The sequence below is a fragment of the Hanstruepera neustonica genome, from assembly GCF_002895005.1.
GTDB classification, from domain to species: Bacteria; Bacteroidota; Bacteroidia; order Flavobacteriales; family Flavobacteriaceae; genus Hanstruepera; species Hanstruepera neustonica.
In genome coordinates this window covers 244,976-269,403 of sequence record NZ_POWF01000002.1, presented here as the reverse complement: position 1 = coordinate 269,403, position 24,428 = coordinate 244,976, and the positions used below count along the sequence as shown (strand labels likewise).

The window sequence follows — 24,428 nt, the reverse complement described above, 5'->3', positions numbered from 1 at the left end:
TGATTAAACAATTGCAAGAATGTCACTCTCTCGCATAATTAAATAGTCTTTGCCTTCTAACTTTAACTCAGTTCCAGCATATTTTCCATAAAGCACATTATCACCAACTTTCACTGTCATTGGTTCGTCTTTGGTTCCTTTTCCAACGGCCATCACTTTACCTTGTTGCGGTTTTTCTTTGGCGTTGTCAGGAATGATAATTCCGGATGCTGTTTTAGTTTCAGCAGCAGCAGGCTCTATTAAAACGCGATCTGCTAATGGTTTAATGTTTAATGCCATTTTTTATATTGTTTTGATTAATTAAACTTGTTTTACGAATAGGTGTTAAGCTAAAAATGTGCCAATAGAAAGAGACTGACAAATTTTCACTTGCTTAAAAATGGGGTATAAAAAAAGCCAACAAAACTGTCGGCTTTTTAGTGTTTTCAATATAAAATTACTTCGCAGAATCATTAACTGCACCTGTATTTTCAGTTTGAGCTGGCGTTGTTGCAGGGACAACCGGTTGCTCTGTAGTATTGATATTGTCAATAGCTTTAGATTCGGCATTACCTGAACCTCTGTTAATTGCAACATTAGATAGTAAAATCAATACTAACATTAAGGTTGCTAATGTCCAAGTACTTTTGTCTAAAAAGTCTGTTGTTTTTTTAACACCACCTAGTTGCTGTGTGCCACCACCACCAAAAGATGACGATAAACCACCACCTTTAGGATTTTGTACCATGATTACTACCACTAATAAAAATGCTACAACAACTATTAAGGCTAAAAATATTGTAAACGTACTCATTGTTCTTTATTATTTTGTTCTTGTAATTGTTTTATTGCTTTAATTTGGTCTGCAAAGAAACCACTTTTTTCTGGATATTTCAAACTTAAAATTTTATAAGATTGAATAGCTTTTTTGTAGTTCTTTTGCTCAACATAAATACGCGCCAAAGTTTCTGTCATCAAAGCTTCGGGTTGTATCATTTGCTCCTCTGCTAAATTGACATTTTTGGTCTGTGTTTTTTCTGGTTTAAGCTTTGGGTTTTTACTTAAAAAATTGTCAATAAGATCAAACTTTTTGCTGCGCTCATCAGCTTGGATGGTATTTTCTTCTGTATTGGGAATGTTAGTTTTGTCTTGTTCTTCAGAACGATCAATAGGTTTAAATCGCGTTAGTTTAAGCCATTCGTTAAAGGAATGTCTTTCATTAATGTCGAATTGTAGGGGTGTGCCAATTTTTAGGATATCTTCAGGAGAATCTTCATTAATATTGGAAGTCTCAAAATTCTCTTCAATGGGTTCACTTTCATCCAATTGAAAATTGACAATTTTAGATTTTTTAACCTTTGGTTGAAATAATTCGGGATCCAAAATTTGCTCGGTATCCTTGATCTGTTGTTTTAAAGCAGCATCAATTACCACACTTTTATCAACTGAAACATCTTCTGCTGAAACTTCTAAATCCTTAATATGGTCTGTGTGTTTTTTGATGTATTCTGAAATTTCGTTTTGTACAAATTTATCGGATGTTATGTAATCAAATAAGATGCTTCTATCTGTTGTATAGGCTGCAGCTGTTTTTAAAGCATCATTATATTCAAAGCTTTCGGCATTTTTTAGAGCTTTTAAATAGATTGCTCGAGCTGATTGGAAATAAGGGTATTTTTCAATAATGGCCTCAAGTGTTCCGGTATGATTACTTGAAACAGCTTGTGGATTTTGAACAATATGTGAAAATTCAGCACGATTCATATTACCATTTGGCTAAAGAGGCATTAAAAATATCTTGGGTTATACGTGTAAAAAGCTCTTCATGTGCAGCGTCTTTGGTTGCTCCCGTCAATAAACTACTTCCAGTGTAGTCGTAGAAAAATGAAAAGTTTTGCTCAAAATCATCTTCTTCATTCTTTTTGTTGAAAAACCGTACTCTTACTGACATGGTCAATCGGTTTTGAGCAGCTGTATTGTTGGCTGTTGCCGTTGTTGGTGCGATTCTATATTCGGTTATTTCACCTTCATAAACTAAATCACCGTTGGATTTTACCAAATCTAAATTTGTTTGATTGAGCAGTAAATCTTGCAGAGCCAACGTGAAATCTCGGTCCAAACCTGGTTCTATCAACATAGAACTATTTTGGAAATAATTCACCTGAAAGGTTTTGACATCTGATGATATGGAAGCACCAGTAAATGAATAAATGCCACAACCAAAAAGTGTCAAACTGATGATGGGAATAAATATATATTTTAAGAATGTCTTCATGTATTACAAATCAAATTGTTTAATCTTTCTATACAGTGTACGTTCACTAATGCCCAATTCTTGAGCAGCCAATTTGCGCTTGCCATTGTGGCGTTCCAAAGATTTTTTAATGAGTTCTAATTCTTTGTCATGTAAAGATAAAGTTTCCTCTTCTTCTATTTCTTCAGCAAAATGGTATTTGTCTGGAATCTCTTCAGCTTCTTGATAATTGGGTTCGGAAGAGGACTTTTCAGGAATTGAAAGAACTTCAAGGTCTTCTACAGTAGCATCCTCTTCGTCGTCACCATAAATTTTTTGAATCAGTCCCTCATTTTGTTTTTGTACTTCGGAAACGTTACCACTTTTCATGAGTTCCATCGTGAGCTTTTTTAAATCATTTAAGTCACTTTTCATATCGAAAAGTACCTTGTACAAAATTTCTCGTTCACTACTGAAATCACTTTCTGATTTGGTCGTGCTAATGACAGCAGGTAGGTTGCTGGAACCACTTGGTAAATATTCCTGAAGCGTGGCAGCATTAATATTTCTATTTTGTTCCAAAACAGAAATTTGCTCGGCAACATTTCGTAATTGACGAATATTACCGCTCCAACGATGTTTTAATAATAGATGGACCGCATCATCCGTTAATTTGATGGTTGGCATTTTGTATTTAAGAGCGAAATCACTGGCAAATTTTCTAAAAAGTAAATGAATGTCTTCTTTACGGTCGCGTAATGGCGGCAAGTGAATTTCAACGGTACTTAAACGATAATATAAATCTTCACGGAACTTTTCCTTTTTTATGGCCTCAAACATATTGACGTTGGTTGCAGCCACAATGCGTACATTGGTTTTTTGAACTTTACTGGAGCCAACTTTTATAAACTCACCATTCTCGAGAACACGCAATAAACGTACTTGAGTTGTTAATGGTAATTCACCAACTTCATCCAGGAAAATGGTTCCGCCATCGGCTACTTCAAAATAGCCAGAACGCGTTTGCGTGGCTCCTGTAAAAGACCCCTTTTCGTGACCAAACAATTCACTATCAATGGTGCCTTCAGGAATCGCTCCACAGTTTACCGCAATGTATTTGCCATGCTTTCTATGCGAAAGCTGATGGATAATTTTTGGAATACTTTCTTTACCAACACCAGATTCACCGGTAACTAAAACCGAAATATCGGTTGGAGCTACCTGTATAGCTTTTTCAATGGCACGATTTAAACTTGGGTCGTTACCAATAATGCCAAAACGTTGTTTTATAGCTTGAACGGATTCCATAATTAATTGTTTTCAGAATAACCAACGGCTTCACCTAAAAGCGTGGCTGTGGTACAATCAGTTATTTGGACATTTACAAAATCGCCCACTTGATAATGTTCTTTTGGGAAAATCACCACCGTATTATAGGTATTTCTGCCAGACCAATGAGCGTCAGAACGCTTGGATTCTTTTTCAATCAAGACTTCTTCAATCTTGCCCAAGTGTTGCTGGGTTCTGTAATGTCCATGTTGGCGCTGCAATTCGATGATTTCCTGTAAACGACGTTTTTTTGTAGCTTCGGGAACATCATCTTCCATCTTGCGTTCGGCCAATGTGCCTGGTCTTTCGGAATAGGCAAACATAAATCCAAAATCATATTTTACATATTCCATAAGACTCAACGTATCCTGATGATCGGCTTCGGTTTCAGTGGGGAAACCTGCAATCATATCCTGACTAAAAGCAATATCAGGAATTAAGTTTTTAATATCGTCAATAAGTTTGAAGTATTCCTCACGCGTATGTTGACGATTCATTTCCTTTAAAATACGATTACTACCGCTTTGTACTGGTAAATGAATGTATTTACAGATGTTATTGTGTTTAGCCATAATTTCTATAACATCCATGGTCATATCTTGTGGGTTGGATGTAGAAAAACGTATACGCATTTTGGGTTGAGCCGTTGCGCACATATCTAATAGCTTGGCAAAATTAACAGCCGTCGCCTTTTGAAGATCGCTGGCTTTTTCAAAATCTTTTTTAAGTCCACCACCGTACCATAAATAACTATCTACATTTTGACCTAATAACGTGATTTCCTTGTAACCCTTATTCCATAAATCATTGACTTCCTCAATAATACTTTGAGGGTCTCTACTGCGTTCACGACCTCTAGTGAATGGTACCACACAAAAGGTACACATGTTATCACATCCTCTGGTAATGGAAACAAATGCCGTAACACCATTGGAATCTAATCTCACAGGTGAAATATCTCCGTAGGTTTCTTCTTTAGATAGAATGACATTTATTGCTTCACGGCCATCCTCAACTTCCGAAAGTAAATTGGGTAAATCCTTGTAGGCATCAGGTCCAACCACTAAATCAACAATTTTCTCTTCTTCTAAAAATTTGCTTTTTAAACGTTCAGCCATGCAGCCTAAAACCCCAACTTTCATTTTTGGGTTAATCTTTTTTACAGCATTGTATTTTTCCAAACGCTTGCGCACAGTTTGTTCGGCCTTATCTCGAATTGAACAGGTATTTACCAATACCAAATCGGCATCTTCAAGATTTTGGGTTGTATTAAACCCTTCATTTGAAAGAATAGAAGCTACTATTTCACTATCACTAAAATTCATTTGACAGCCATAACTTTCAATAAATAGCTTTCTGCTGTTTTCTTTTTTAGCTTCTAAATGTAGACTTTGTCCTTGTTTTGATTCGTCTATAACCTTCTCCATAGTCATTTTCAAAATTTACTGAAATCCATAATAATGATATATTGGATTGTCAATTTCTATGCCCAGAAATTACGGGCGGTTGCAAAGTTACGATTATTTTCAAAACAGTGACAAAGTGTCAGACAATAAAAATTAATTTATGAATGCTCCCAAATTATACTTACTTTGGTATGAAACACTAACAAACTTCAAAAAGTATGAACACAATTACTTCAATTTTAGAACGCGTCAAAACCGCTCCTTCTCTGGATTTTGGTGAAATTTTTAGCAATTCTATTGAGCTTTTCAAAAAAACTTGGGTACAAGGCTTTTTACTGCAATTATTCTCGGTACTAATTATGTTGCCATTTATAATATTAATTTATGTACCGTTTGTTATGGCTATGATTGCGCAAGTACAAACAGATGGTGGGAATCCAGATTCCATGGAAGCCTTTAATGCAGTTTTTGCTGGTTTCTCCTTGTTGTTTATTGTTTTGATTTTTGTTGGCATGTTGGTTTTGAGTGTTGTTACTCTCGCACTTCAATCCGGGTTTTATAGAATTATGAAAATGCTCGATCATGATGAGCAAGTTACAACTGCGGATTTTTTCCACTTTGTTAAGGGGAATCATTTGAGCAAGTTGTTTGTTTTGATGTTGGCCTCATTGGTTATTTCTACCATAGCAGCATTATTGTGTTTTATACCTATTATATATGTCATGGTTCCTATGTCGTTTTTCACCATGTTTTTTGCGTTCAATCCTGAACTTTCAGTTAGTGATATCATAAAAGGTAGTTTTGCGTTAGGGAATAAAAAGTGGTTATTGGTATTTGGATTAATAATAGTTTCTTCTTTATTGGCCGAAATAGTAGGTCTCTTACTTTGTGGAGTAGGTGTGTTCTTTACAGCTGCCTTTGTATATCACCCAACATACTTGGTTTACAAAAACGTCATAGGGTTTAATGATGACAAACCCGTGAATCATATTGTTGAATAATAATAAATATTATATTTTGAAACCTACATTTTATACATTTAAAATGTGGGTTTTTTATATATAACTGGTGTTAATTTTTAGGTTATGAAAACTGAAAATTAGGTACATAAACTTTTTTTCATATACATTTGTAGCCTTAAAAAATGATAAATGGCAAAGAATTTAGTAATTGTTGAGTCGCCAGCAAAAGCAAAAACAATCGAGAAATTTTTAGGGAAAGACTTTAAAGTGGAATCCAGTTTTGGTCACATTGCCGATTTGCCTTCAAAAGAATTGGGTGTAGATGTTGATGGTGATTTCAAACCGAAATATGAGGTTTCTAAAGACAAAAAAGCAGTAGTAAAAAAATTAAAAGAGCTTGCCAAAAAAGCTGAAATAGTCTGGTTAGCAAGTGATGAGGATCGTGAGGGAGAAGCTATTGCATGGCATTTGGCCGAATCTTTAAATTTGGACAAAGCGAAGACCAAACGTATTGTTTTTCATGAGATTACTAAAACAGCCATCCAAAAAGCCATTCAAAATCCCAGAGGGATAGATTATGATTTGGTCGATGCGCAGCAGGCAAGACGGGTTTTAGATAGAATAGTTGGATACGAGTTGTCTCCGGTACTTTGGAGAAAAGTAAAAGGCGGCCTATCTGCTGGACGCGTACAATCAGTATCCGTAAGATTAATTGTAGAGCGCGAACGCGAAATTCAGGATTTTGAGCCACAAGCCTCCTTTAGAATTGATGCTGAATTTTCAAATGAGGAAGGACAGACATTCAAGGCAAAACTTCCAAAGAACTTTAATACTAAAAAAGAAGCGGAAGATTTTCTAAAGGCTAATATTTCTGCAGATTTCAAAGTTGCGGAATTAGATAAAAAACCAGCTAAAAAATCACCAGCTGCACCGTTTACTACGTCAACATTACAACAAGAGGCTTCTCGTAAGTTGTATTTTTCCGTGAGTAAAACCATGACAATGGCGCAACGTCTTTACGAGGCTGGTTTGATTACTTACATGAGAACAGATAGTGTGAATTTATCTGACGAAGCCCGCAATGGCGCTAAAGCTGCTATAGAATCATCTTATGGTTCTGAATATAGTGAGCCTAGAAATTATAAAGGTAAGGCTAAAGGTGCTCAGGAAGCGCATGAGGCCATTAGACCTACGGATTTCTCAAGACAATCCGTAAATGTTGAAAGAGATCAAGCCCGACTATACGATTTAATATGGAAACGTGCTATTGCATCACAAATGACCGATGCTAAATTAGAGCGCACAAACGTCAAGATTTCGGCAAGTAAGCATGATGAGTTGTTTTCTGCAAATGGCGAGGTTATCACTTTTGATGGCTTTTTAAAAGTCTATCTGGAAGGAACAGATGATGAGGATGTTGAACAAGATGGTATGTTGCCTGCTATGCGAGTTAATGAAACCTTGTTGAACAATTATATTACGGCAACAGAGCGTTACACCAGACCACCAGCAAGATATACCGAAGCATCATTAGTTAAAAAATTGGAGGAATTGGGTATTGGTAGACCATCTACTTATGCGCCAACAATCTCAACTATTCAAAATAGGAACTATGTCGAGAAGGGTTCGGTTGATGGTGTAGAAAGAAATTATTCGCAAATAACGCTTGAAAATGGTCAGGTTCAGGAGAAACAATTGTCTGAAAAAGTTGGGTCCGATAAAGGTAAGCTGGTACCAACTGATATAGGCATGATTGTAACGGATTTCTTGGTCAATCATTTTGAACAAATATTAGATTACAATTTCACGGCCAAGGTCGAAGAAGATTTTGATGATATTGCTGATGGTAAAGTAGATTGGTCTAAAATGATGAAAGATTTTTACAAAGACTTTCATCCTCAAGTTGAAGATGTTCAGGAAAATGCGGATAGAGAATCTGGGGAACGCATTTTGGGAACAGATCCGAAAACTGGTCGCCAAGTCAGTGTTCGATTAGGTAAGTTTGGTCCCATGGTCCAAATTGGAACAGCCGACGAAGAAGAAAAACCCATGTTCGCTAGTTTGTCACCAGACCAACAATTGAACACCATAACCTACGAAGAGGCTATGGATTTATTCAAGCTGCCTAAAGCCTTAGGGACTTATGAAGGTGAGGAGGTTGAAGTCAATAATGGTCGTTTTGGACCTTATGTGAAGTTTGGGAAATCATTCGTGTCTTTACCTCAAGGTGTTGATCCATTAAGTGTTGAGTTGGATGATGCTATCATTTTGATTAAAGAAAAGCAAAAAGCTGATGCTCCTATATATATGTATCAAGGATTGCCTGTCCAAAAAGGTAAAGGGCGTTTTGGTCCATTCATTAAGTGGAATAACATGTTCATTAATGTGAACAAGCAATATGATTGGGATAATTTATCTGATAACGATATCATCACATTGATTGAGGATAAAATTCAAAAAGAAAAGGATAAATTAATCCATAATTGGGAAGATGCTGGAATTCGTGTTGAAAAAGCAAGATGGGGAAGGCATCATATTATAAAAGGTAAAACCAAAGTTGAATTGGCCAAGACAGTTGATGTTTCCGAAATGACTTTAGAGGAAGCTCAAGACATCTTGGATAAGAACGCACCCAAAAAGAAAAAAACTACTAAAAAGAAATAGCGGCACATGAATTTTAATTTTTTATCCCCAGTATCAGATTCGGTTGTAGCACATAACGAATTGTTGTCGTCGCAATCACTCGGTAAAAAAATTACTATTCACTCCAAACATAATGGCTTCCCAGATCTTGATGATGCGCAAATTGCAATCATAGGCGTTTTGGAAAACAGAAATGATGTCAATTATTTAGGTGAGGAATTTAGTCTTAATGAAATTCGCAAAGCACTTTATGAGCTTTACCCTGGGAACTGGCACACCCGAATAGTTGATTTGGGTGATATAAATAAAGGTGAAACAGTAGAGGATACCTATTTTGCCCTAAAGACTGCGGTTTCATTATTGGTTCAAAAAAATATTATACCTATAATATTAGGCGGTAGTCAAGATTTAACTTATCCAATATATAGGGCTTATGATTCCATACAGCCCATGGTCAATATTGTTAATGTTGATTCCAGGTTTGATTTAGGTGATTCCAACAAACCAATAAAAAACAACAGTTTTGTAGGTAAGATTATATTGGACCAGCCATACAATTTATTTAACTACGCTTCCATAGGCTATCAAACCTATTATAATTCGCAAGAGGAAATAGACCTCATGGATAAACTCTATTTTGAATCATATCGTTTGGGCGAGGTTTCCAAAAACATTACCATTGTTGAGCCGGTCATGAGAGATGCCAATATAGTGACCATAGATATGAATGCTATTAAAGCTTCGGAAGTCAGTTTAAAGCAAAAGTCATCTCCCAATGGATTAGATGGAAAGGAAATTTGTGCTATTGCCCGTTATGCAGGTATCAGTAATAAGGTATCTTCATTCGGCCTTTTTGAATACAAACCTTCTCAAGACGATGAAATTACAGCTGGATTAATTTCGCAAGCTTTGTGGTATTTTATTGAAGGTGTGAATTTTAGGGTTAAAGATGATGATTTTTTAAATGATGATAACTATCAAAAATTCACTACTTTAGCAGATTTACAAGAATTGGTGTTTTATAAGAGTAAGAAGACCGAGCGTTGGTGGATTGAAATACCTTTTTTAGAAGAAGTAAATAATAAATTAAAAAGGCATACGTTATTACCATGCATGCATCAAGATTATCTTGACGCCTGCAATAATAAGGTTCCAGAGCGCTGGTACAAAGCGTTTCAAAAGAATTGTGTGTAAATGCATTACCGTTCGTCGATGTTTTCATCGGTAAAATGCACTTTTTTTACGATGAAACGTAATTTTTTTTGATAAAAAGTTGTTTTTTACGAAATATATAAATATGTTTACGCTCTTAAATTTTTTAAGGCAATTATTAACCTCGAGTTTTCTATGGATATGAAGAAATTATTTTTATTAACCGCAGTTTTAGCTATACTGACAAGTTGTGGCTCTGGTGACAGGGGTCAGTTAGTAGGAGTTAAAGGAAAAAAATGGCATCCCGAGAAGCCATATGGTATGGAATTAGTACCAGGTGGGGCGTTTATTATGGGTAAGGCAGACGATGATCTGGCTGGTATTCATGATGCGCCTGCAAAGACCGTTACGGTGCGTTCATTTTATATGGATGCTACCGAAATTACCAATAGTGAATATAAACAGTTCGTCGAGTGGGTTCGTGACTCAACTATTAGAACACGTTTGGCTATTTTGGCTGATGAAGTTGGAATGACTCAAGCGGATGCAGGAACTATTGGTGATTACGCTTTTGTTGATCAAAACCCAGATGATATGTCTGTATATGAAAAATATATGTATGACAATTATGCTGGATTAGGACCTACAGGATACGAAGGCAGAAAATTAAATAAAGATATTGATATTGAGTTTGATACCGCAAATTATATTGATGAGTATTATGCTGAAGTTATGGACACCATGTACCTACCAATGGAAGAGTCTTATAACGGGCAACGTACTTGGGATGTAACCAAGTTCAAATTCCAATATAAATATATGGATATTGAAAAAGCTGCAAAAGCTAAAAACAAGGGTAAAAAGCGTTCAGAATTTATTATTACTGAAGAAGTTGAAGTTTATCCTGATACTACAGCTTGGATTCGTGACTTTGCTTATTCATATAATGAGCCAATGCACAATGACTATTTCTGGCATGCTGCTTATGATGAGTATCCAGTAGTTGGAGTGTCTTGGAAACAAGCTAAAGCATTTTGTGAGTGGAGATGGTTATACCATAATGCTTACAGAAAAGAAAAAAAGCAACACTTTGTACCTAAATACCGTTTGCCATCAGAGGCTGAATGGGAGTATGCGGCTAGAGGAGGTCTTCAGGCAGCAACCTATCCTTGGGGTGGTCCTTACACCAAAAATGACAGAGGGTGCTTTATGGCTAACTTTAAACCTTTAAGAGGTGATTATGCTGCAGATCAGGCACTATACACTGTAGAAGCCAAATCTTACGAGCCAAACGATTATAATCTATATAATATGGCTGGTAATGTTTCGGAGTGGGTGCATGCATCGTATGATCCGTCTTCTTATGAGTTTGTGTCATCTGTAAACCCAAGTGTGAACGATGTTAACAATGAGCGTAAAGTTGTTCGCGGAGGTTCATGGAAGGATGTGGCGTATTACATGCAGGTGAGTTCTAGAGACTACGAATATGCTGATTCGGCAAGAAGTTATATTGGCTTCAGAACTGTTCAGGATTATATGGGTACGGATGTAACCTTAAACGCAAAAAACTAAAAATTAAACTATAACTAAATTTTATTAAACTACCTAAGTATTATACTTAACTAAAAAACCAGAAATTATGGCAGGACAATCAAGAGCATTCAAGAAATTCATGGCAATGGCCTATGGATTAGGAGCATCAATCGTAATCGTTGGAGCACTTTTTAAAATCATTCACTTTGAAATAGGACCATTAACAGGTAATGTTATGTTGACAATAGGTCTTGTAACTGAAGCAATTATTTTTGCGCTTTCAGCTTTTGAACCTGTTGATGACGATTTAGATTGGTCATTAGTTTACCCTGAATTAGCAGGTGGAATGAGTACCAAAAAGAAAGAAGAGAAACCTAAAGATGCTGAAGGTTTATTATCTCAAAAATTAGATCAATTATTAAAAGACGCTAAAATTGACGCAGAATTAATGTCAAGTTTAGGAGAGAGCATCAAAAACTTTGAAGGTGCGGCTAAAGGTATCAGCCCAACAGTTGATTCAATCGCTGCTACTAAAAAGTACGGTGAAGAAATGTCATTAGCTGCTGCTCAAATGGAGTCTTTAAACAGTCTTTATAAAGTTCAAATGGAAGCTGCCAACAGACAAGCGGCCATTAACGAAGAAGCTGTAGAAAATGCTACAAAATTAAAAGAACAAATGCAATCATTGGCATCTAACTTATCATCATTAAATGGTGTGTATGGAGGAATGCTTTCTGCAATGAACAAGCGCTAATTAGTTTTTAAAAACTAAATATTTATTTAAACAATAATTATAACTTAAAAAACTAATTAGAAATGGCAGGAGGAAAATTATCTGCAAGACAGAAAATGATTAACTTGATGTATTTAGTGTTCATTGCGATGCTTGCATTAAATATGTCAAAAGAGGTGCTTTCTGCATTTGGTTTGATGAACGAAAAGTTAACAGAATCAAATGAAGCGGCAACTCAAAGAAATGAAGCATTTATGCAAGGATTGGCTGAAAAGGTTGAGGAACAACCAGCTAAATACCAACCTTTGAAAATGCAAGCGGATCAAATATCGACATTAGCTAACGATTTCAATTCTTACATTGTAGATTTGAAAGGTAAAATGACAGCTACTGTTGAAGATCCTAAAGATTATGAAATCATGGATAAAGGTGATTTCTTGGATGAATATTTTTTCATTGGTGAAAAATTAAAGCCAGAAGGTCAAAAATTTATTGATGAGATTTCAAAATTTAGAGATGGTGTAGTTGCTGTATTGGCTACTAATCCTGATATGGCAAGTATTGCCGAAGATGTTAAAAAGAAATTTGCTACCGATCCAGTAACCAATAGAGATGGTAACAAAATTGATTGGTTGGATTACCATTATAAAGGTTTCCCTTTGGTGGCTTCATTAACCAAAATGACACAATTGCAAGCTGATGTTAAAACTACGGAGTCGGAAGTATTGTCATCTATGCTAGCTGGTAAGTTAAAAGTGGAGGCATCGCTAACAAATTTTGACGCTATTGTGGTACCAGATAAAACAGCTTTCTTTTCTGGAGAAAACTTTACTGGTCGTATCATTTTAGGTAAGAATGATAAAACATTAAAGGCTAATAAAGTAATTATTAATGGTACAGAATTACCAGATTCATCTATGCAAGCAGGTCAGACTTTATTAAAGTTCCCTGCTGGAGCGGTTGGTGAACGTGAAATTGAAGGAGAATTCCAATTTAAGGAAGGTGACTCTATCATTTCTATACCAGTGAAGTCAACTTATGCCGTTGTACCAAAGCCAAATTCAGCAACAATTTCTGCTGACAAGATGAACGTAGTTTATCGTGGTGTAACAAACCCAATGACTATTTCTTTCGCAGGTATTTCAGATAACAATGTATCTGCTAGTGCACCTGGTTTAAGTAAAGGTTCTGGAGTTGGTAAATATAACATGAATCCTGGTTCTGGTAGAGAAGTTACAATTAATGTATCTGGTACATTGCCTGATGGACAAAAAGTTAGTGATAAGGCTACCTTTAGAATTAAAGATATTCCAAAACCAACAGGTACAGTAAGTGGTCAAGATGGAATCGTTAATTTACCAAGAAATAGTGTTGAGATTTCAACCATTGGTGCAAAATTAGAAGATTTTGATTTTGAATTACCAATACAAGTAACGTCTTTTAAAATTAAAGTACCTGGTCAACCATCAGTTTCAGTTAATGGAACCAAGCTAAACAGTCAAGCAAAAAATGCATTACGTAAGGCTAGACGTGGAGACCAAGTGTCGATATTTGATATTAAAGCTCAAATTCAAGGAAATTCATCTTATAAGTTAAAAGGTGTTTCTCCTGTAGTTGTTGAGATTACGAATTAAAACAAGGTTTAAGCATCTGAATGATAAGCCCTAATAACTAAAATTAAAACAGATGAGATTAAGAAGTTTATTATTAACCGTTATAAGTGTGTCCTTTGTGACTACTGCGTTCTCACAAGCCAATTTGTTGAGTGCGAAATCACCAGAAGAAATTGGTGTGCGAACTGAAGCACAAAAGGCATTAGACAATGACAAACCGTTAGAATATGGTTATGTTGATGATAGAGATATCATGTACTCTAAAATGACATGGGAACGTGTTGTTCTTGATGAGCGTGTTAATTTCCCATTATACTACCCTGTAGACACCAATAATATTGGTAAAAACAGACGTTCGTTGTTTGATGTACTTTGGAATAGTGTAAAAAAAGGTGATTTAGAGAACATTTATGATGATTCTTATTTTACTGCTAAACGTACTATAAAGGATTTACAAGCTAGTATGTCAAAAATAGATACGTTAGATATCGGTTATGAACAATATAATGCTGATGGTTATGTAGACCCAGAATATATTATTAAAACTGATATTACTTCTTATCACATTAGTGCTTATTTAATGAAAGGTTTATGGTATTTTGATAAGCGACAAGCAGAAATGAAGTATCGTTTAATCGGTATAGCACCTGCTGCTCCAGACGTAAACTTTTTAGATTCGGATGATGAAGCTAACAAAGAGCCAATTCCATTATTTTGGGTATTTTACCCAGATGCCAGAGATATCTTGCATGAAGCCAAAGCATTTAATAATGAAAATAGTGCCGTTCCATTCAGTTTTGATCATTTGTTAAATTCAAGACGCTTTAATGGCTACGTTTACAAAGAGGAAAATGTCTATGGAGACCGAAAGGTAACCGAATATATTTCTGAAAATGCTTTGATGCAATTGTTAGAGTCAGATAGAATTAAGGAGAAGATTAGAAACTTCGAATTAGATATGTGGGCTTATTAATTTAGGTCCTGCAATAAAAGGTTTAAACGCTCACTTTTCAGTGAGCGTTTTTTATTACGATATTTGCGAAAGATTTTAAAAAACTGAATATTGCAAAAAGTTGATTATATAGTTGTTGGTTGTGGTTTAGCAGGAATTGCATTTTGCGAACAATTACGAAAACATAATAAATCATTTTTAGTATTTGATGATCGTTCGCAACAGTCCTCTTTGGTTGCTGCTGGTATGTATAATCCAGTCATCCTAAAACGTTTTTCAGAAGTTTGGATGGCCGAGATGCAATTGCAACTCGCCAAACCATTTTACAAGGATTTAGAAAAACTACTTCACACTAAAATAGATTATGAGTTTGGGCTATTAAGACGGTTTTCTTCTATAGAAGAGCAAAATCTTTGGTTTTCGGCCATGGATAAGCCAAAATTAGAACCTTTTTTATCTGGAAATATTGTCAAAAATAGCAGTCCGGTCATAGACGCACCATTTGGTTTTGGAGAAGTTTTACAAGCTGGTAGAATTGATACCAATACATTAATCGATAATTATTTGAAGTATTTAGATGGCCAGAAACTTTTGAAATCACGACCATTCAATCATGACAGTCTAAAAATTCACGAAAGCTATGTTGAATATGAAAATATTCAAGCTTCTAATATGGTGTTTTGTGAAGGATTTGGAATGAAAAAAAATCCATATTTCAATCAACTACCCTTAAATGGGACCAAAGGAGAAGTGTTGACCATAGAAGCACCAGAATTAAAGATTAATTTTGCCATAAAGTCTTCGGTTTTTATAATTCCTGAAGGCAACAATCTCTATTCTGTTGGAGCCACTTATAATTGGGAAGATAAAACTAATTCAGTCACAGAAGAAGCAAAAATTGAGATGACTGATAAATTGAAGGTCTTTCTAAAGTGCGATTTTAAAGTCGTTGATCAAGTGGCTGGTATCAGACCGACTGTTAAGGATAGAAGACCTCTGGTCGGAACGCATTCAAATTACAGAAATATCCATGTCATGAATGGTTTGGGCACAAGAGGTGTGATGATTGCTCCTTATATATCAGAGGAATTATTTAATTATGTAGAGTTTGGAAAACCCCTAAATCCAGAAATTGATATTAATCGGTTTTCTTCTTAACCAAATTTTTATCGTAATTCATAAATAGGTTAATCCAAATATTTCGAGATAAGCGCATGATAATAGGCATGAAAACAATCAGCGTTCCAATAATTGAGATAAAAGCTATATTACGACTACTTCCCAAAAACACATAACTAATAACAAATGCTGCCACAGCAAAGGCTATACCCACAGCATAGCTTACGTACATAGAACCATAAAAGAACGAGGGTTCCATTCTATATTTGGTTCCACAATGTGAACATTTTTCGTTGATTTTTAGGACATCTGGAAGTACATACGGATTTTTATTCTCATACATGGATTCTTGGTGGCATTTAGGGCATGCTCCAGTTAAAATACTATATAGCTTGGTTCCTTTTTTAATCATCTTTAAAAGTTTACTTTTGCATTTTGGATTACACAAAATTAACCTTTTAAACAACATTAACTTGTAACTTTTGTAACATAATGCTTAACATCCACAATCTTTCAATATCATTTCAAGGTGAGTATTTGTTCGAAGAAATCACCTTTAAGCTAACTTCAGGAGATCGTATAGGGTTAATTGGAAAAAATGGCGCTGGGAAATCTACCATGCTTAAAATTCTATCAAAAGAATTGCAACCTGATTCCGGACAGATTGCTGCAGATAAAAATCTTAAGATTGGATTTCTAAAACAAGATATTGATTTTGAGTTTGGTCGAACAGTATTAGAAGAGTCCTACGAAGCCTTTACCGAAATAAAAGAACTGGAAGCTAAACTGGAAGATATCAATACGCAATTAGCGGAACGAACCGATTATGAAAGTGATGGATATCATCAGTTAATGGTTGATTTAAATGATTTACAGCATCAATATGAAATTTTAGGCGGTTATAATTATCAGGGCGAAACCGAAAAGATACTACAAGGATTGGGTTTTAAACGTGAGGATTTTAATAATCTAACTGATACTTTTTCTGGAGGTTGGCGCATGCGTATTGAGTTGGCAAAACTGTTACTTCAAAACAATGATTTATTGCTATTGGATGAGCCTACAAACCATTTGGATATCGAATCTATTATCTGGCTGGAGGGCTTCCTTAAAAATTATCCTGGTGCGGTTGTCATTGTATCTCACGATAAAATGTTCTTGGATAATGTTACTAATAGGACAATAGAAATTTCGTTGGGTCGTATTTATGATTACAATAAACCATATTCCAAATTTTTGGTATTGCGAAAAGAGATTAAAGAGCAGCAATTAGCAACTCAAAAAAATCAGGAGAAGCAAATCCAGCAAACAGAACGATTAATAGAAAAGTTCCGAGCAAAGGCATCCAAGGCCACTATGGCGCAGTCATTGATCAAAAAATTGGATCGAATGGAACGCGTGGAGGTTGATGAAGATGACAACAGTGTCATGTCATTAAATTTTCCTGTATCTGTTACGCCTGGAAAAGTTGTGGTTGAAGCTTTAAACGTGTCTAAAAATTATGATGATTTACAAGTCTTAAAAAATATCAATCTCACTATAGCTAGAGATACCAAGACGGCTTTTGTAGGGCAAAATGGTCAAGGTAAATCAACTTTAGCCAAAATTATTGTGGGTGAAATAAAACATCAAGGTGACTTAAATTTAGGACACAATGTACAAATTGCCTACTTCGCCCAAAATCAGGCAGAATATTTAGATGGTAGTAAAACAGTTTTAGATACCATGATTGATGCGGCCAATGAAAGCAATAGAAGCCGTGTCAGGGATATTTTGGGAGCCTTTTTATTTCGTGGTGATGAAGTTGAAAAATATGTTCGGGTGTTATCAGGTGGCGAGCGAAACAGATTAGCTTTGGCCAAATTACTGTTACAGCCATTTAACGTATTGGTCATGGATGAGCCCACAAACCATTTGGATATAAAGTCTAAAAATGTTTTGAAAGAAGCGCTGAAGAAATTTGAAGGAACTTTAATTTTAGTGTCTCACGATCGGGACTTCCTGCAAGGCTTAACCGATACGGTTTATGAGTTCAAAGACCAAAAAATAAAGGAGTATTTAGGAAATATAGATTTTTATTTGGAACAACGCAATGTCGAAAACCTTCGTGAGGTTGAAAAACGCGATATAGTCAAGCAGACCCCAAAATCGAGTAATAAGGATTCTTATGAATCTCAAAAGAAATTGAAGTCCCTTACCAATAAGTTAAGTAATATAGAAGCTAAAATAAATCAGCTGGAAAAAGATATTAAGTCCATTGATGTCGAATTGGCAACTAATTATGATCAGGTTGTTTCTGACCCAGCGTTCTTCGATAAATATCAGGCTAAAAAAGACCGTTTGGAGTCATTGATGGTAGATTGGGAATCCGTTCAGGATGCTATCGAATCGTACAATTAATAAGTAAATTCTTACATGAAATAGTATTTCAACGAATATTTTTGGTTTTAAGCGTTCTTTGTTCTAATATTGATTCAGATTAATCCCAAATCTATTGAATATGAAAACCTTAAAACTAACACTACTGTGTCTTTTCTTGACTGCATTTTCGTTTGCAGACGTTTCAAATAGCGAGAAAGAAGCTCTAATAGCATTATACAATTCAACCAATGGTGACGAATGGGTCAACACTTGGGATTTGAATGCATCAATCAACACTTGGTATGGTGTTACAACCGAAAATGATCAAGTTGTTGCATTGAATTTAGAATTTAATAATCTTCAAGGAAGTCTTCCTGAAGAGCTTGGAAATTTAGTTCATTTAAGATCTATGAATTTAGGTTTCAATAAAATTACAGGTAGTTTACCAAATTCCATTGGTGAATTAGAAAATCTGGTTTCGTTGGAATTATTTATGAATAGTATTGAAGGTGAGATTCCTGCTCAAATTGGAAACCTTCATAATCTTGAAGTATTAAAATTATACAGCAATAGTTTAACTGGTGATATTCCAGAGTCTATTGAAGGTTTAGCAAGTTTAAAGGAAATGTTACTTGGTAGCAATATGTTGTCCGGTACGATTCCAACTCAAATAAAATCCCTCACCAAATTAGAAAAATTAAGTTTAATCGATAATAAGATTTCTGGTGAGATTCCTGTTGAAATTGCTGCACTAACAGAACTGGAAGAATTGGTTTTAGCGAGTAATGAATTTACAGGCGATTTGCCCTTTGAGTTATCTTATTTTCCTAAATTATCTACATTTATGGTAAGTGATAACAAATTAAACCAAGAGTACATTAGCATGGTGAATGGTAACAATCCTAACTTTATGGATTTAAATAATGCAGATACCACAATCACCGACAATGATTGATTTTAAGTTTTTTAGTAATTGTTTAATAAAGAGGCCATATTTTATGGTCTCTTTTTTTTGTATTTTAAGTTCATGTTTGAACACTTTTATACCTGTCCATATTGTTGGGAAACGGTTTCCCTAATGTTGGATAGTTCGATTCCATCTCAACAATATATTGAAGATTGTGAGGTGTGCTGTAACCCTATTCAGTTTGCAATTGAATTTAGAGCAGGCGAACTCCATTCTTTTTCAGCAATTAGCATTGAACAATAAATTTCTTAAAAATACCCTTGTTTTATCTAAAAAGCATTGTATATTTGCAGTCCACATCGCGGGATAGAGCAGTAGGTAGCTCGTCGGGCTCATAACCCGAAGGTCACAGGTTCGAGTCCTGTTCCCGCTACTAAAGGCTCCTAGAATTTTCTAGGAGCTTTTTTGTTTTTAACATATGGTAGACAATTTTCATAACGAATTCTTTGGTATTGGTATTCAAAATGGTAAAACCCCAGAAAATTTAGGTGTGCTGTGGCGTTCAGCTCAAAACCTTGGAGCAAGTTTTATTTTTACTATTGGAAATCGCTATGCCAAACAAGCTTGTGATACCCACAATGCGGTTAAGGCCATGCCGTATTTTCATTATGAGACTTTTGATGATTTCTACAATCATTTACCCAAAGGGGCTATGCTGGTAGGTGTTGAGTTGAGTGATCATGCAGTGTCTTTAGAGACTTTTCATCATCCCAGACGTTGCGTGTATCTTCTCGGTGCTGAAGATCATGGTTTGTCGAAACAGGCCATAGAAAAATCCCACCATTTAGTAAAATTTAATTCGGAATTAAGTTTAAATGTATCGGTTGCTGGAAGTATTGTCATGTATGATAGAGGAATAAACAAACCAAGGTCGTAACTTTGTAAAAAATTTGACATGCACAAAGCTGGTTTTGTAAATATTATAGGGAATCCCAATGTGGGTAAGTCTACATTAATGAATGCTTTTGTTGGTGAAAAACTTTCCATTATTACATCAAAGGCACAAACTACAAGACACCGCATTCTCGGTATTGTCAATGGTGCCGATTTTCAGGTGATTTTTTCGGACACACCTGGTATCATTAAACCGGCTTATGAGTTACAAGAATCCATGATGGATTTTGTGAAATCGGCTTTTGACGATGCTGATGTATTAATCTATATGGTTGAAATCGGCGAAAAAGAATTAAAAGATGAAGCCTTTTTTAAAAAAATAACCAATTCCAAAATTCCTGTTTTACTATTACTCAATAAGATTGACACCTCCAATCAGGAACAATTAGAAACACAAGTAGCCTTATGGTCTGAAAAAGTACCCAATGCTGAAATATTTGCCATTTCTGCTTTAGAAGGATTTCAGGTTCAGGAAGTTTTCAATCGCATTATTGAATTGTTACCAGAGTCACCACCCTTTTATCCGAAAGATCAACTAACGGATAAGCCCGAACGCTTTTTTGTTAATGAAACCATTCGTGAGAAAATATTATTGCACTACAAGAAAGAAATTCCCTATGCTGTTGAAATAGACACCGAAGAATTTTTTGAAGAAGATGATATTATTAGAATGCGATCGGTTATCATGGTCGAAAGAGATACACAAAAAGGGATTATTATTGGACATAAGGGAAGTGCCTTAAAGCGTGTTGGGATAGAAGCTCGAAAAGATCTGGAAAAGTTCTTTGGAAAGCAGGTGCATTTGGAATTATATGTTAAGGTGAATAAAAATTGGCGCAGCAACCAACAGCAGCTGAAACGTTTTGGTTACAATCAGTAGCAATATCTAAACATTCCTTTATTTTTAAGTAACGCTAACTTTACAATTGGAGTTTACATTTGGATGAATTTAAATAATCATCCAATGAAAAAATTAATTAATCTATCCATTTTAACGTTTTTATTAACCATAGTTTCTTGTTCCAATGTAGAGGATAACGTGGTTGAAACCAATCAAGAAAATCAATTCCGATCGTCAACTGTCAATTTTCAACATAAGGCTACTGTTTATGTTGGCGGTGAGGGTGCTTCAGAGATTTCAGCATTTGATTCCAAAAACAACAAGCTTTTCGTAGTTAATGTAGCATCCACCCAAATTTCTGTTTACAACTTAACAGACCTTGATAATATTATAGAAGAGCCAGCCATTTCGTTGCCATCGGGAGCGCCAAATAGTGTGGCTGTTCATAACGGTAAATTGGCTGTTGCTGTTGAAGCAGACACCAAGCAAAATCCTGGTTCTGTATTGTTATTTGATACAGATTCTGGCGCTTTAATAGCGTCTTATACTGTGGGAGCCTTACCAGATATGGTTACCTTTTCACCAAACGGACAATTTATTGTATCGGCCAATGAAGGAGAACCAAATGATGAGTATACAGTGGATCCAGATGGTACAATAAGTATAATTGAAGTTGTTTCAGGTAATGTGACGACTTTAGGCTTTGATGCATTTGCAGCCCAACAAGAAAATTTAGAAGCTAACGGTTTCCGAGTATTTGGTCCGAATGCCTCTTTTACACAAGATATTGAGCCAGAATATGTGGCTATTTCAGATAATTCAAATTATGCTTGGGTGACTTTACAAGAGAATAATGGCGTGGCGAAAGTTAATTTACTTACCAAAACCATTGAAGCTATTTATCCACTTGGATTTAAAGATTTTAATATGCCAGGAAATGCTATAGATGTCAGCGACCGAGATGATGCCAAAGTATTAGCAAATTGGCCAGTTTTTGGTGTTTATATGCCTGATGCTATTGAATACATCAAAGTCAATGGAACAGATTACATTATCACTGCCAATGAAGGTGATTCGAGAGATTATGATGGTTTTAGTGAGGAAGCGCGTATTAAGGATGACAATATCATATTAGATCCAGTAGCATTTCCAGATGCTGAATTTTTGAAAGAAGATGAAAATTTAGGGCGTTTAAAGATTACTACCTCCTTGGGTGATACCGATAATGATGGCGATTATGATGAGCTATACAGCTATGGTGGACGGTCATTTACCGTTTGGAATGGCAATGGTCAAATGGTTTATGATAGTGCTAATGATATTTCGCAACAAACATTGAACTTGACACCAGATACGTTTAATGATGATGATGGAAGAAGTGATGATAAAGGTGCGGAACCAGAAGCTGTTGAGGTGTTAAAGGTCAAGGGTAATAAATATGTATTATTTGTTGGTTTAGAAAGAACCGATCAAGTTTTGGTTTATGATATCACGAATCCAATGGCTCCAGAGTTTATGACAATCTTATCGACACCTGGCGATGAAGCTCCGGAGGGATTGTTGGCTGTTCCGTCAAAAGATAGTCCAAATGGTAAAGATTTATTGATTGTTTCCAATGAAGATAGTGGTACAGTAACGATATACGAAAACAGAAATTAGTCTGATAAGTTTTTATTTTTAAGTTAGTTAGGAAGGAAAGTTCAACTGTATTTAGTTGGACTTTTCTTCTATAATGCTATTCATAAAATCATACAGGTCGTGCATTTCTTCCTTACTGGAATCTTTACCTATGCGCCCAGCAAAATAAAGCACAAACCATAACACAACTAATAAAAACATCACACCTAATTGAACACTATAGGAGTTGTCTAAAGACCAATTGGAGTAGGCCCAAATGGCAAAAGCAATAAACAAACCAGCTACCAAAAAGTGCAAAAACATGAACATGGTCCAAACGGTTGGATTTGGGCCGAAAACCCCATAAAGGATAGATGTTTTTTCGCCATCTTCATTAATTTCCAAATGCAATTGCGGAGACCAAAACTGTTGTTTGTCTTTGGGAAGTTTTAAAAAGACATGGTCGTCAATAACCGAGACAATAAATTTATTTTGGGTAGTTTTAGCCAGTTTAAACTGTTCTAAATAAAATATGTTTCTTTTATTTAATAACTTTTTAAATCGTGGTCTTAATACAATGTCTTGTTTGTTGATGGACATTTTTATTGGACTTAATTTTGATATCGACTAAAGTAACCTTTTTTGTTGTCACTAAAATATAACGAAATCATAAGGTTATCATTATATTTGCAGCAAATTTTACAAGCAATGGTCAATATTGTAGCCATAGTAGGAAGGCCAAATGTGGGCAAATCAACTTTTTTTAACCGCTTAATTCAACGACGCGAAGCTATTGTTGATGCTGTAAGTGGTGTGACAAGAGACCGTCATTATGGGAAAAGTGATTGGAATGGGAGAGAGTTTTCCTTAATAGACACAGGAGGTTATGTCAAGGGTAGTGATGATATTTTTGAGGCTGAAATTGATAAACAGGTTGAAATAGCCATTGAAGAAGCCGATGCTATAATATTTATGGTTGATGTTGAAACTGGCGTTACTGGAATGGATGAAGATGTGGCTAGACTATTACGAAAAGTCAAAAAACCTGTTTTTTTAGCTGTTAATAAAGTGGATAATGCCAAACGCGCTGAAGATGCTGTTGAATTTTATTCATTGGGATTAGGTGATTATTTTACAATTGCTAGTATAAATGGTAGTGGTACAGGTGATCTTTTGGATGCACTTGTTGCTGCTTTGCCGGAAAAAGAAGAAACGCAGGAAGAAGAATTACCGCGATTTGCAGTTGTTGGAAGACCCAATGCTGGAAAATCATCATTCATTAATGCGTTAATAGGTGAGGATAGATACATAGTTACTGATATTGCGGGAACCACTCGTGATGCCATAGATACCAAATACAATCGGTTTGGATTTGAATTTAATTTGGTTGATACAGCAGGAATCAGAAAAAAATCAAAAGTCAAGGAGGATTTAGAATTCTATTCCGTGATGCGCAGTGTTCGTGCCATTGAGCATTGTGATGTTTGTTTGTTGGTTTTGGATGCAACTAGAGGGTTTGATGGTCAAGTACAAAACATTTTTTGGTTGGCAGAACGTAACCGAAAAGGTATCGTGATTTTGGTGAATAAATGGGATTTGGTTGAGAAGGACAATAAAACTATTAAAGAGTTTGAAAAGTATATAAAATCCCAAATTGAACCATTTACCGATGTGCCAATTGTTTTCATTTCAGTTTTAAACAAGCAACGTATTTTTAAAGCTATTGAAACGGCTGTTGAGGTTTATAATAACCGAACCAAAAAGATTAAGACTAGTAAGCTTAATGAAATTTTGCTTCCCATCATTGAAAGCTATCCGCCACCAGCCTACAAAGGGAAGTTTGTAAAAATTAAATATATTATGCAACTGCCAACACCACAGCCGCAGTTTGCGTTTTTCTGTAATTTACCGCAATATGTTCGAGACCCGTATAAGAGATTCTTGGAAAACAAACTTCGGGAACATTTTGACTTTCATGGTGTTCCGGTAAGTGTCTACATGCGCAAAAAATAACAGAACTTTATCTTTTTTTTAAGAAAATTCATACGAAATTCGAATTACTTTCGTTTTTTGAAAAAAATCTAATCATCCATC

At 35.4% G+C, this 24,428-nt stretch carries 23 protein-coding genes and 1 tRNA gene; 16 read left to right on the top strand and 8 right to left on the bottom strand.

Features of this window, described 5'->3' with window-relative positions; all coding sequences use genetic code 11:
- Positions 1 to 3: 3 nt before the first annotated feature.
- The 6 genes from C1T31_RS05985 to miaB all read right to left on the bottom strand — a co-directional run bounded on the left by C1T31_RS05985 (position 4) and on the right by miaB (position 4,968).
- On the bottom strand, positions 4 to 279 hold the full coding sequence (locus C1T31_RS05985; protein ID WP_103051569.1) for a co-chaperone GroES: 276 nt from the start codon (positions 277 to 279) through the stop codon (positions 4 to 6).
- 157 nt (positions 280 to 436) lie between these two features.
- Complete coding sequence (gene secG, locus C1T31_RS05980; RefSeq protein ID WP_103051568.1) at positions 437 to 793, bottom strand: preprotein translocase subunit SecG; 357 nt, start codon at positions 791 to 793, stop codon at positions 437 to 439.
- On the bottom strand, positions 790 to 1,743 hold the full coding sequence (locus tag C1T31_RS05975; protein ID WP_103051567.1) for a hypothetical protein: 954 nt from the start codon (positions 1,741 to 1,743) through the stop codon (positions 790 to 792). Before C1T31_RS05975 ends, secG begins: the two co-directional genes overlap by 4 nt.
- Before the next feature lies 1 nt (position 1,744).
- Positions 1,745 to 2,254: an LptE family protein gene (locus tag C1T31_RS05970; protein ID WP_103051566.1), complete on the bottom strand. Its 510-nt coding sequence runs from the start codon at positions 2,252 to 2,254 to the stop codon at positions 1,745 to 1,747.
- A gap of 3 nt (positions 2,255 to 2,257) precedes the next feature.
- Positions 2,258 to 3,520 carry a sigma-54 interaction domain-containing protein gene (locus C1T31_RS05965; protein ID WP_103051565.1) on the bottom strand — a complete coding sequence of 421 codons (1,263 nt, stop codon included), beginning with the start codon at positions 3,518 to 3,520 and terminating at the stop codon, positions 2,258 to 2,260.
- A gap of 2 nt (positions 3,521 to 3,522) precedes the next feature.
- On the bottom strand, positions 3,523 to 4,968 hold the full coding sequence (gene miaB / locus C1T31_RS05960) for a tRNA (N6-isopentenyl adenosine(37)-C2)-methylthiotransferase MiaB (protein WP_103051763.1): 1,446 nt from the start codon (positions 4,966 to 4,968) through the stop codon (positions 3,523 to 3,525).
- 197 nt (positions 4,969 to 5,165) lie between these two features.
- Between miaB and C1T31_RS05955 the strand changes: the two genes are divergently transcribed.
- The 8 genes from C1T31_RS05955 (at position 5,166) to C1T31_RS05920 (ending at position 15,693) form a co-directional block, all read left to right on the top strand.
- Positions 5,166 to 5,948 (top strand): hypothetical protein, encoded by a 783-nt coding sequence (locus tag C1T31_RS05955; protein ID WP_103051564.1) that lies wholly within the window; start codon positions 5,166 to 5,168, stop codon positions 5,946 to 5,948.
- A 150-nt stretch (positions 5,949 to 6,098) separates the two neighbouring features.
- Positions 6,099 to 8,573, top strand: coding sequence for a type I DNA topoisomerase (gene topA, locus C1T31_RS05950; RefSeq protein ID WP_103051563.1), 2,475 nt, complete (start codon positions 6,099 to 6,101; stop codon positions 8,571 to 8,573).
- Positions 8,574 to 8,579: 6 nt separating this feature from the next.
- The gene (locus tag C1T31_RS05945) at positions 8,580 to 9,746 is read left to right on the top strand and encodes a formimidoylglutamase (protein WP_103051562.1); all 1,167 of its coding nucleotides are present in this window, start codon (positions 8,580 to 8,582) and stop codon (positions 9,744 to 9,746) included.
- Positions 9,747 to 9,905: 159 nt separating this feature from the next.
- Entirely contained in the window at positions 9,906 to 11,276 is a 1,371-nt protein-coding gene (porK, locus tag C1T31_RS05940) for a T9SS ring complex lipoprotein PorK/GldK (RefSeq protein WP_103051762.1), read from the top strand.
- Positions 11,277 to 11,343: 67 nt separating this feature from the next.
- Positions 11,344 to 11,991, top strand: a complete 648-nt coding sequence (porL, locus tag C1T31_RS05935) for a type IX secretion system motor protein PorL/GldL (protein ID WP_243398898.1) — start codon at positions 11,344 to 11,346, stop codon at positions 11,989 to 11,991.
- Positions 11,992 to 12,053: 62 nt separating this feature from the next.
- Positions 12,054 to 13,604, top strand: coding sequence for a type IX secretion system motor protein PorM/GldM (porM, locus tag C1T31_RS05930; RefSeq protein ID WP_103051561.1), 1,551 nt, complete (start codon positions 12,054 to 12,056; stop codon positions 13,602 to 13,604).
- Between the two features lie 52 nt (positions 13,605 to 13,656).
- The gene (gene porN, locus C1T31_RS05925; RefSeq protein WP_103051560.1) at positions 13,657 to 14,556 is read left to right on the top strand and encodes a type IX secretion system ring subunit PorN/GldN; all 900 of its coding nucleotides are present in this window, start codon (positions 13,657 to 13,659) and stop codon (positions 14,554 to 14,556) included.
- A gap of 90 nt (positions 14,557 to 14,646) precedes the next feature.
- Positions 14,647 to 15,693, top strand: a complete 1,047-nt coding sequence (locus C1T31_RS05920; protein WP_103051559.1) for an NAD(P)/FAD-dependent oxidoreductase — start codon at positions 14,647 to 14,649, stop codon at positions 15,691 to 15,693.
- On the opposite strand, the gene C1T31_RS05915 is transcribed toward C1T31_RS05920, so the two are convergent.
- Entirely contained in the window at positions 15,674 to 16,066 is a 393-nt protein-coding gene (locus C1T31_RS05915; protein ID WP_103051558.1) for a DUF983 domain-containing protein, read from the bottom strand. The two genes, C1T31_RS05920 and C1T31_RS05915, sit on opposite strands and share 20 nt — an antisense overlap.
- Positions 16,067 to 16,146: 80 nt before the next feature.
- Between C1T31_RS05915 and C1T31_RS05910 the strand changes: the two genes are divergently transcribed.
- The 7 genes from C1T31_RS05910 to C1T31_RS05880 all read left to right on the top strand — a co-directional run bounded on the left by C1T31_RS05910 (position 16,147) and on the right by C1T31_RS05880 (position 22,376).
- Positions 16,147 to 18,054: an ABC-F family ATP-binding cassette domain-containing protein gene (locus C1T31_RS05910; protein WP_103051557.1), complete on the top strand. Its 1,908-nt coding sequence runs from the start codon at positions 16,147 to 16,149 to the stop codon at positions 18,052 to 18,054.
- 100 nt (positions 18,055 to 18,154) lie between these two features.
- Positions 18,155 to 18,970, top strand: a complete 816-nt coding sequence (locus C1T31_RS05905; RefSeq protein WP_103051760.1) for a leucine-rich repeat domain-containing protein — start codon at positions 18,155 to 18,157, stop codon at positions 18,968 to 18,970.
- Between the two features lie 72 nt (positions 18,971 to 19,042).
- Positions 19,043 to 19,225 carry a CPXCG motif-containing cysteine-rich protein gene (locus tag C1T31_RS05900; RefSeq protein ID WP_103051556.1) on the top strand — a complete coding sequence of 61 codons (183 nt, stop codon included), beginning with the start codon at positions 19,043 to 19,045 and terminating at the stop codon, positions 19,223 to 19,225.
- Positions 19,226 to 19,282: 57 nt separating this feature from the next.
- Positions 19,283 to 19,355: transfer RNA gene (locus C1T31_RS05895), tRNA-Met, on the top strand.
- A 45-nt stretch (positions 19,356 to 19,400) separates the two neighbouring features.
- Positions 19,401 to 19,859, top strand: a complete 459-nt coding sequence (locus C1T31_RS05890; protein WP_103051555.1) for an RNA methyltransferase — start codon at positions 19,401 to 19,403, stop codon at positions 19,857 to 19,859.
- Between the two features lie 18 nt (positions 19,860 to 19,877).
- On the top strand, positions 19,878 to 20,756 hold the full coding sequence (gene era, locus C1T31_RS05885) for a GTPase Era (protein ID WP_103051554.1): 879 nt from the start codon (positions 19,878 to 19,880) through the stop codon (positions 20,754 to 20,756).
- Positions 20,757 to 20,840: 84 nt separating this feature from the next.
- Positions 20,841 to 22,376 carry a choice-of-anchor I family protein gene (locus tag C1T31_RS05880; RefSeq protein WP_103051759.1) on the top strand — a complete coding sequence of 512 codons (1,536 nt, stop codon included), beginning with the start codon at positions 20,841 to 20,843 and terminating at the stop codon, positions 22,374 to 22,376.
- Positions 22,377 to 22,427: 51 nt separating this feature from the next.
- On the opposite strand, the gene C1T31_RS05875 is transcribed toward C1T31_RS05880, so the two are convergent.
- Complete coding sequence (locus tag C1T31_RS05875; RefSeq protein ID WP_103051553.1) at positions 22,428 to 22,934, bottom strand: GTP-binding protein; 507 nt, start codon at positions 22,932 to 22,934, stop codon at positions 22,428 to 22,430.
- Positions 22,935 to 23,042: 108 nt separating this feature from the next.
- On the opposite strand from C1T31_RS05875, the gene der reads away from it, so the two are divergent.
- Entirely contained in the window at positions 23,043 to 24,347 is a 1,305-nt protein-coding gene (gene der, locus C1T31_RS05870; protein WP_103051552.1) for a ribosome biogenesis GTPase Der, read from the top strand.
- Positions 24,348 to 24,428 lie beyond the last annotated feature (81 nt).

Coding starts and splice junctions, on each gene's coding strand:
- porK (WP_103051762.1), top strand. CDS start 9,906: ATGAAGAAATTATTTTTATTAACCGCAGTTTTAGCTATACTGACAAGT.
- C1T31_RS05905 (WP_103051760.1), top strand. CDS start 18,155: ATGAAAACCTTAAAACTAACACTACTGTGTCTTTTCTTGACTGCATTT.
- porN (WP_103051560.1), top strand. CDS start 13,657: ATGAGATTAAGAAGTTTATTATTAACCGTTATAAGTGTGTCCTTTGTG.
- topA (WP_103051563.1), top strand. CDS start 6,099: ATGGCAAAGAATTTAGTAATTGTTGAGTCGCCAGCAAAAGCAAAAACA.
- miaB (WP_103051763.1), bottom strand. CDS start 4,968: ATGGAGAAGGTTATAGACGAATCAAAACAAGGACAAAGTCTACATTTA.
- C1T31_RS05945 (WP_103051562.1), top strand. CDS start 8,580: ATGAATTTTAATTTTTTATCCCCAGTATCAGATTCGGTTGTAGCACAT.
- C1T31_RS05955 (WP_103051564.1), top strand. CDS start 5,166: ATGAACACAATTACTTCAATTTTAGAACGCGTCAAAACCGCTCCTTCT.
- C1T31_RS05970 (WP_103051566.1), bottom strand. CDS start 2,254: ATGAAGACATTCTTAAAATATATATTTATTCCCATCATCAGTTTGACA.
- C1T31_RS05975 (WP_103051567.1), bottom strand. CDS start 1,743: ATGAATCGTGCTGAATTTTCACATATTGTTCAAAATCCACAAGCTGTT.
- C1T31_RS05890 (WP_103051555.1), top strand. CDS start 19,401: ATGGTAGACAATTTTCATAACGAATTCTTTGGTATTGGTATTCAAAAT.
- C1T31_RS05915 (WP_103051558.1), bottom strand. CDS start 16,066: ATGATTAAAAAAGGAACCAAGCTATATAGTATTTTAACTGGAGCATGC.
- porM (WP_103051561.1), top strand. CDS start 12,054: ATGGCAGGAGGAAAATTATCTGCAAGACAGAAAATGATTAACTTGATG.
- C1T31_RS05880 (WP_103051759.1), top strand. CDS start 20,841: ATGAAAAAATTAATTAATCTATCCATTTTAACGTTTTTATTAACCATA.
- porL (WP_243398898.1), top strand. CDS start 11,344: ATGGCAGGACAATCAAGAGCATTCAAGAAATTCATGGCAATGGCCTAT.
- C1T31_RS05965 (WP_103051565.1), bottom strand. CDS start 3,520: ATGGAATCCGTTCAAGCTATAAAACAACGTTTTGGCATTATTGGTAAC.
- secG (WP_103051568.1), bottom strand. CDS start 793: ATGAGTACGTTTACAATATTTTTAGCCTTAATAGTTGTTGTAGCATTT.
- C1T31_RS05875 (WP_103051553.1), bottom strand. CDS start 22,934: ATGTCCATCAACAAACAAGACATTGTATTAAGACCACGATTTAAAAAG.
- der (WP_103051552.1), top strand. CDS start 23,043: ATGGTCAATATTGTAGCCATAGTAGGAAGGCCAAATGTGGGCAAATCA.
- C1T31_RS05900 (WP_103051556.1), top strand. CDS start 19,043: ATGTTTGAACACTTTTATACCTGTCCATATTGTTGGGAAACGGTTTCC.
- C1T31_RS05910 (WP_103051557.1), top strand. CDS start 16,147: ATGCTTAACATCCACAATCTTTCAATATCATTTCAAGGTGAGTATTTG.
- C1T31_RS05985 (WP_103051569.1), bottom strand. CDS start 279: ATGGCATTAAACATTAAACCATTAGCAGATCGCGTTTTAATAGAGCCT.
- era (WP_103051554.1), top strand. CDS start 19,878: ATGCACAAAGCTGGTTTTGTAAATATTATAGGGAATCCCAATGTGGGT.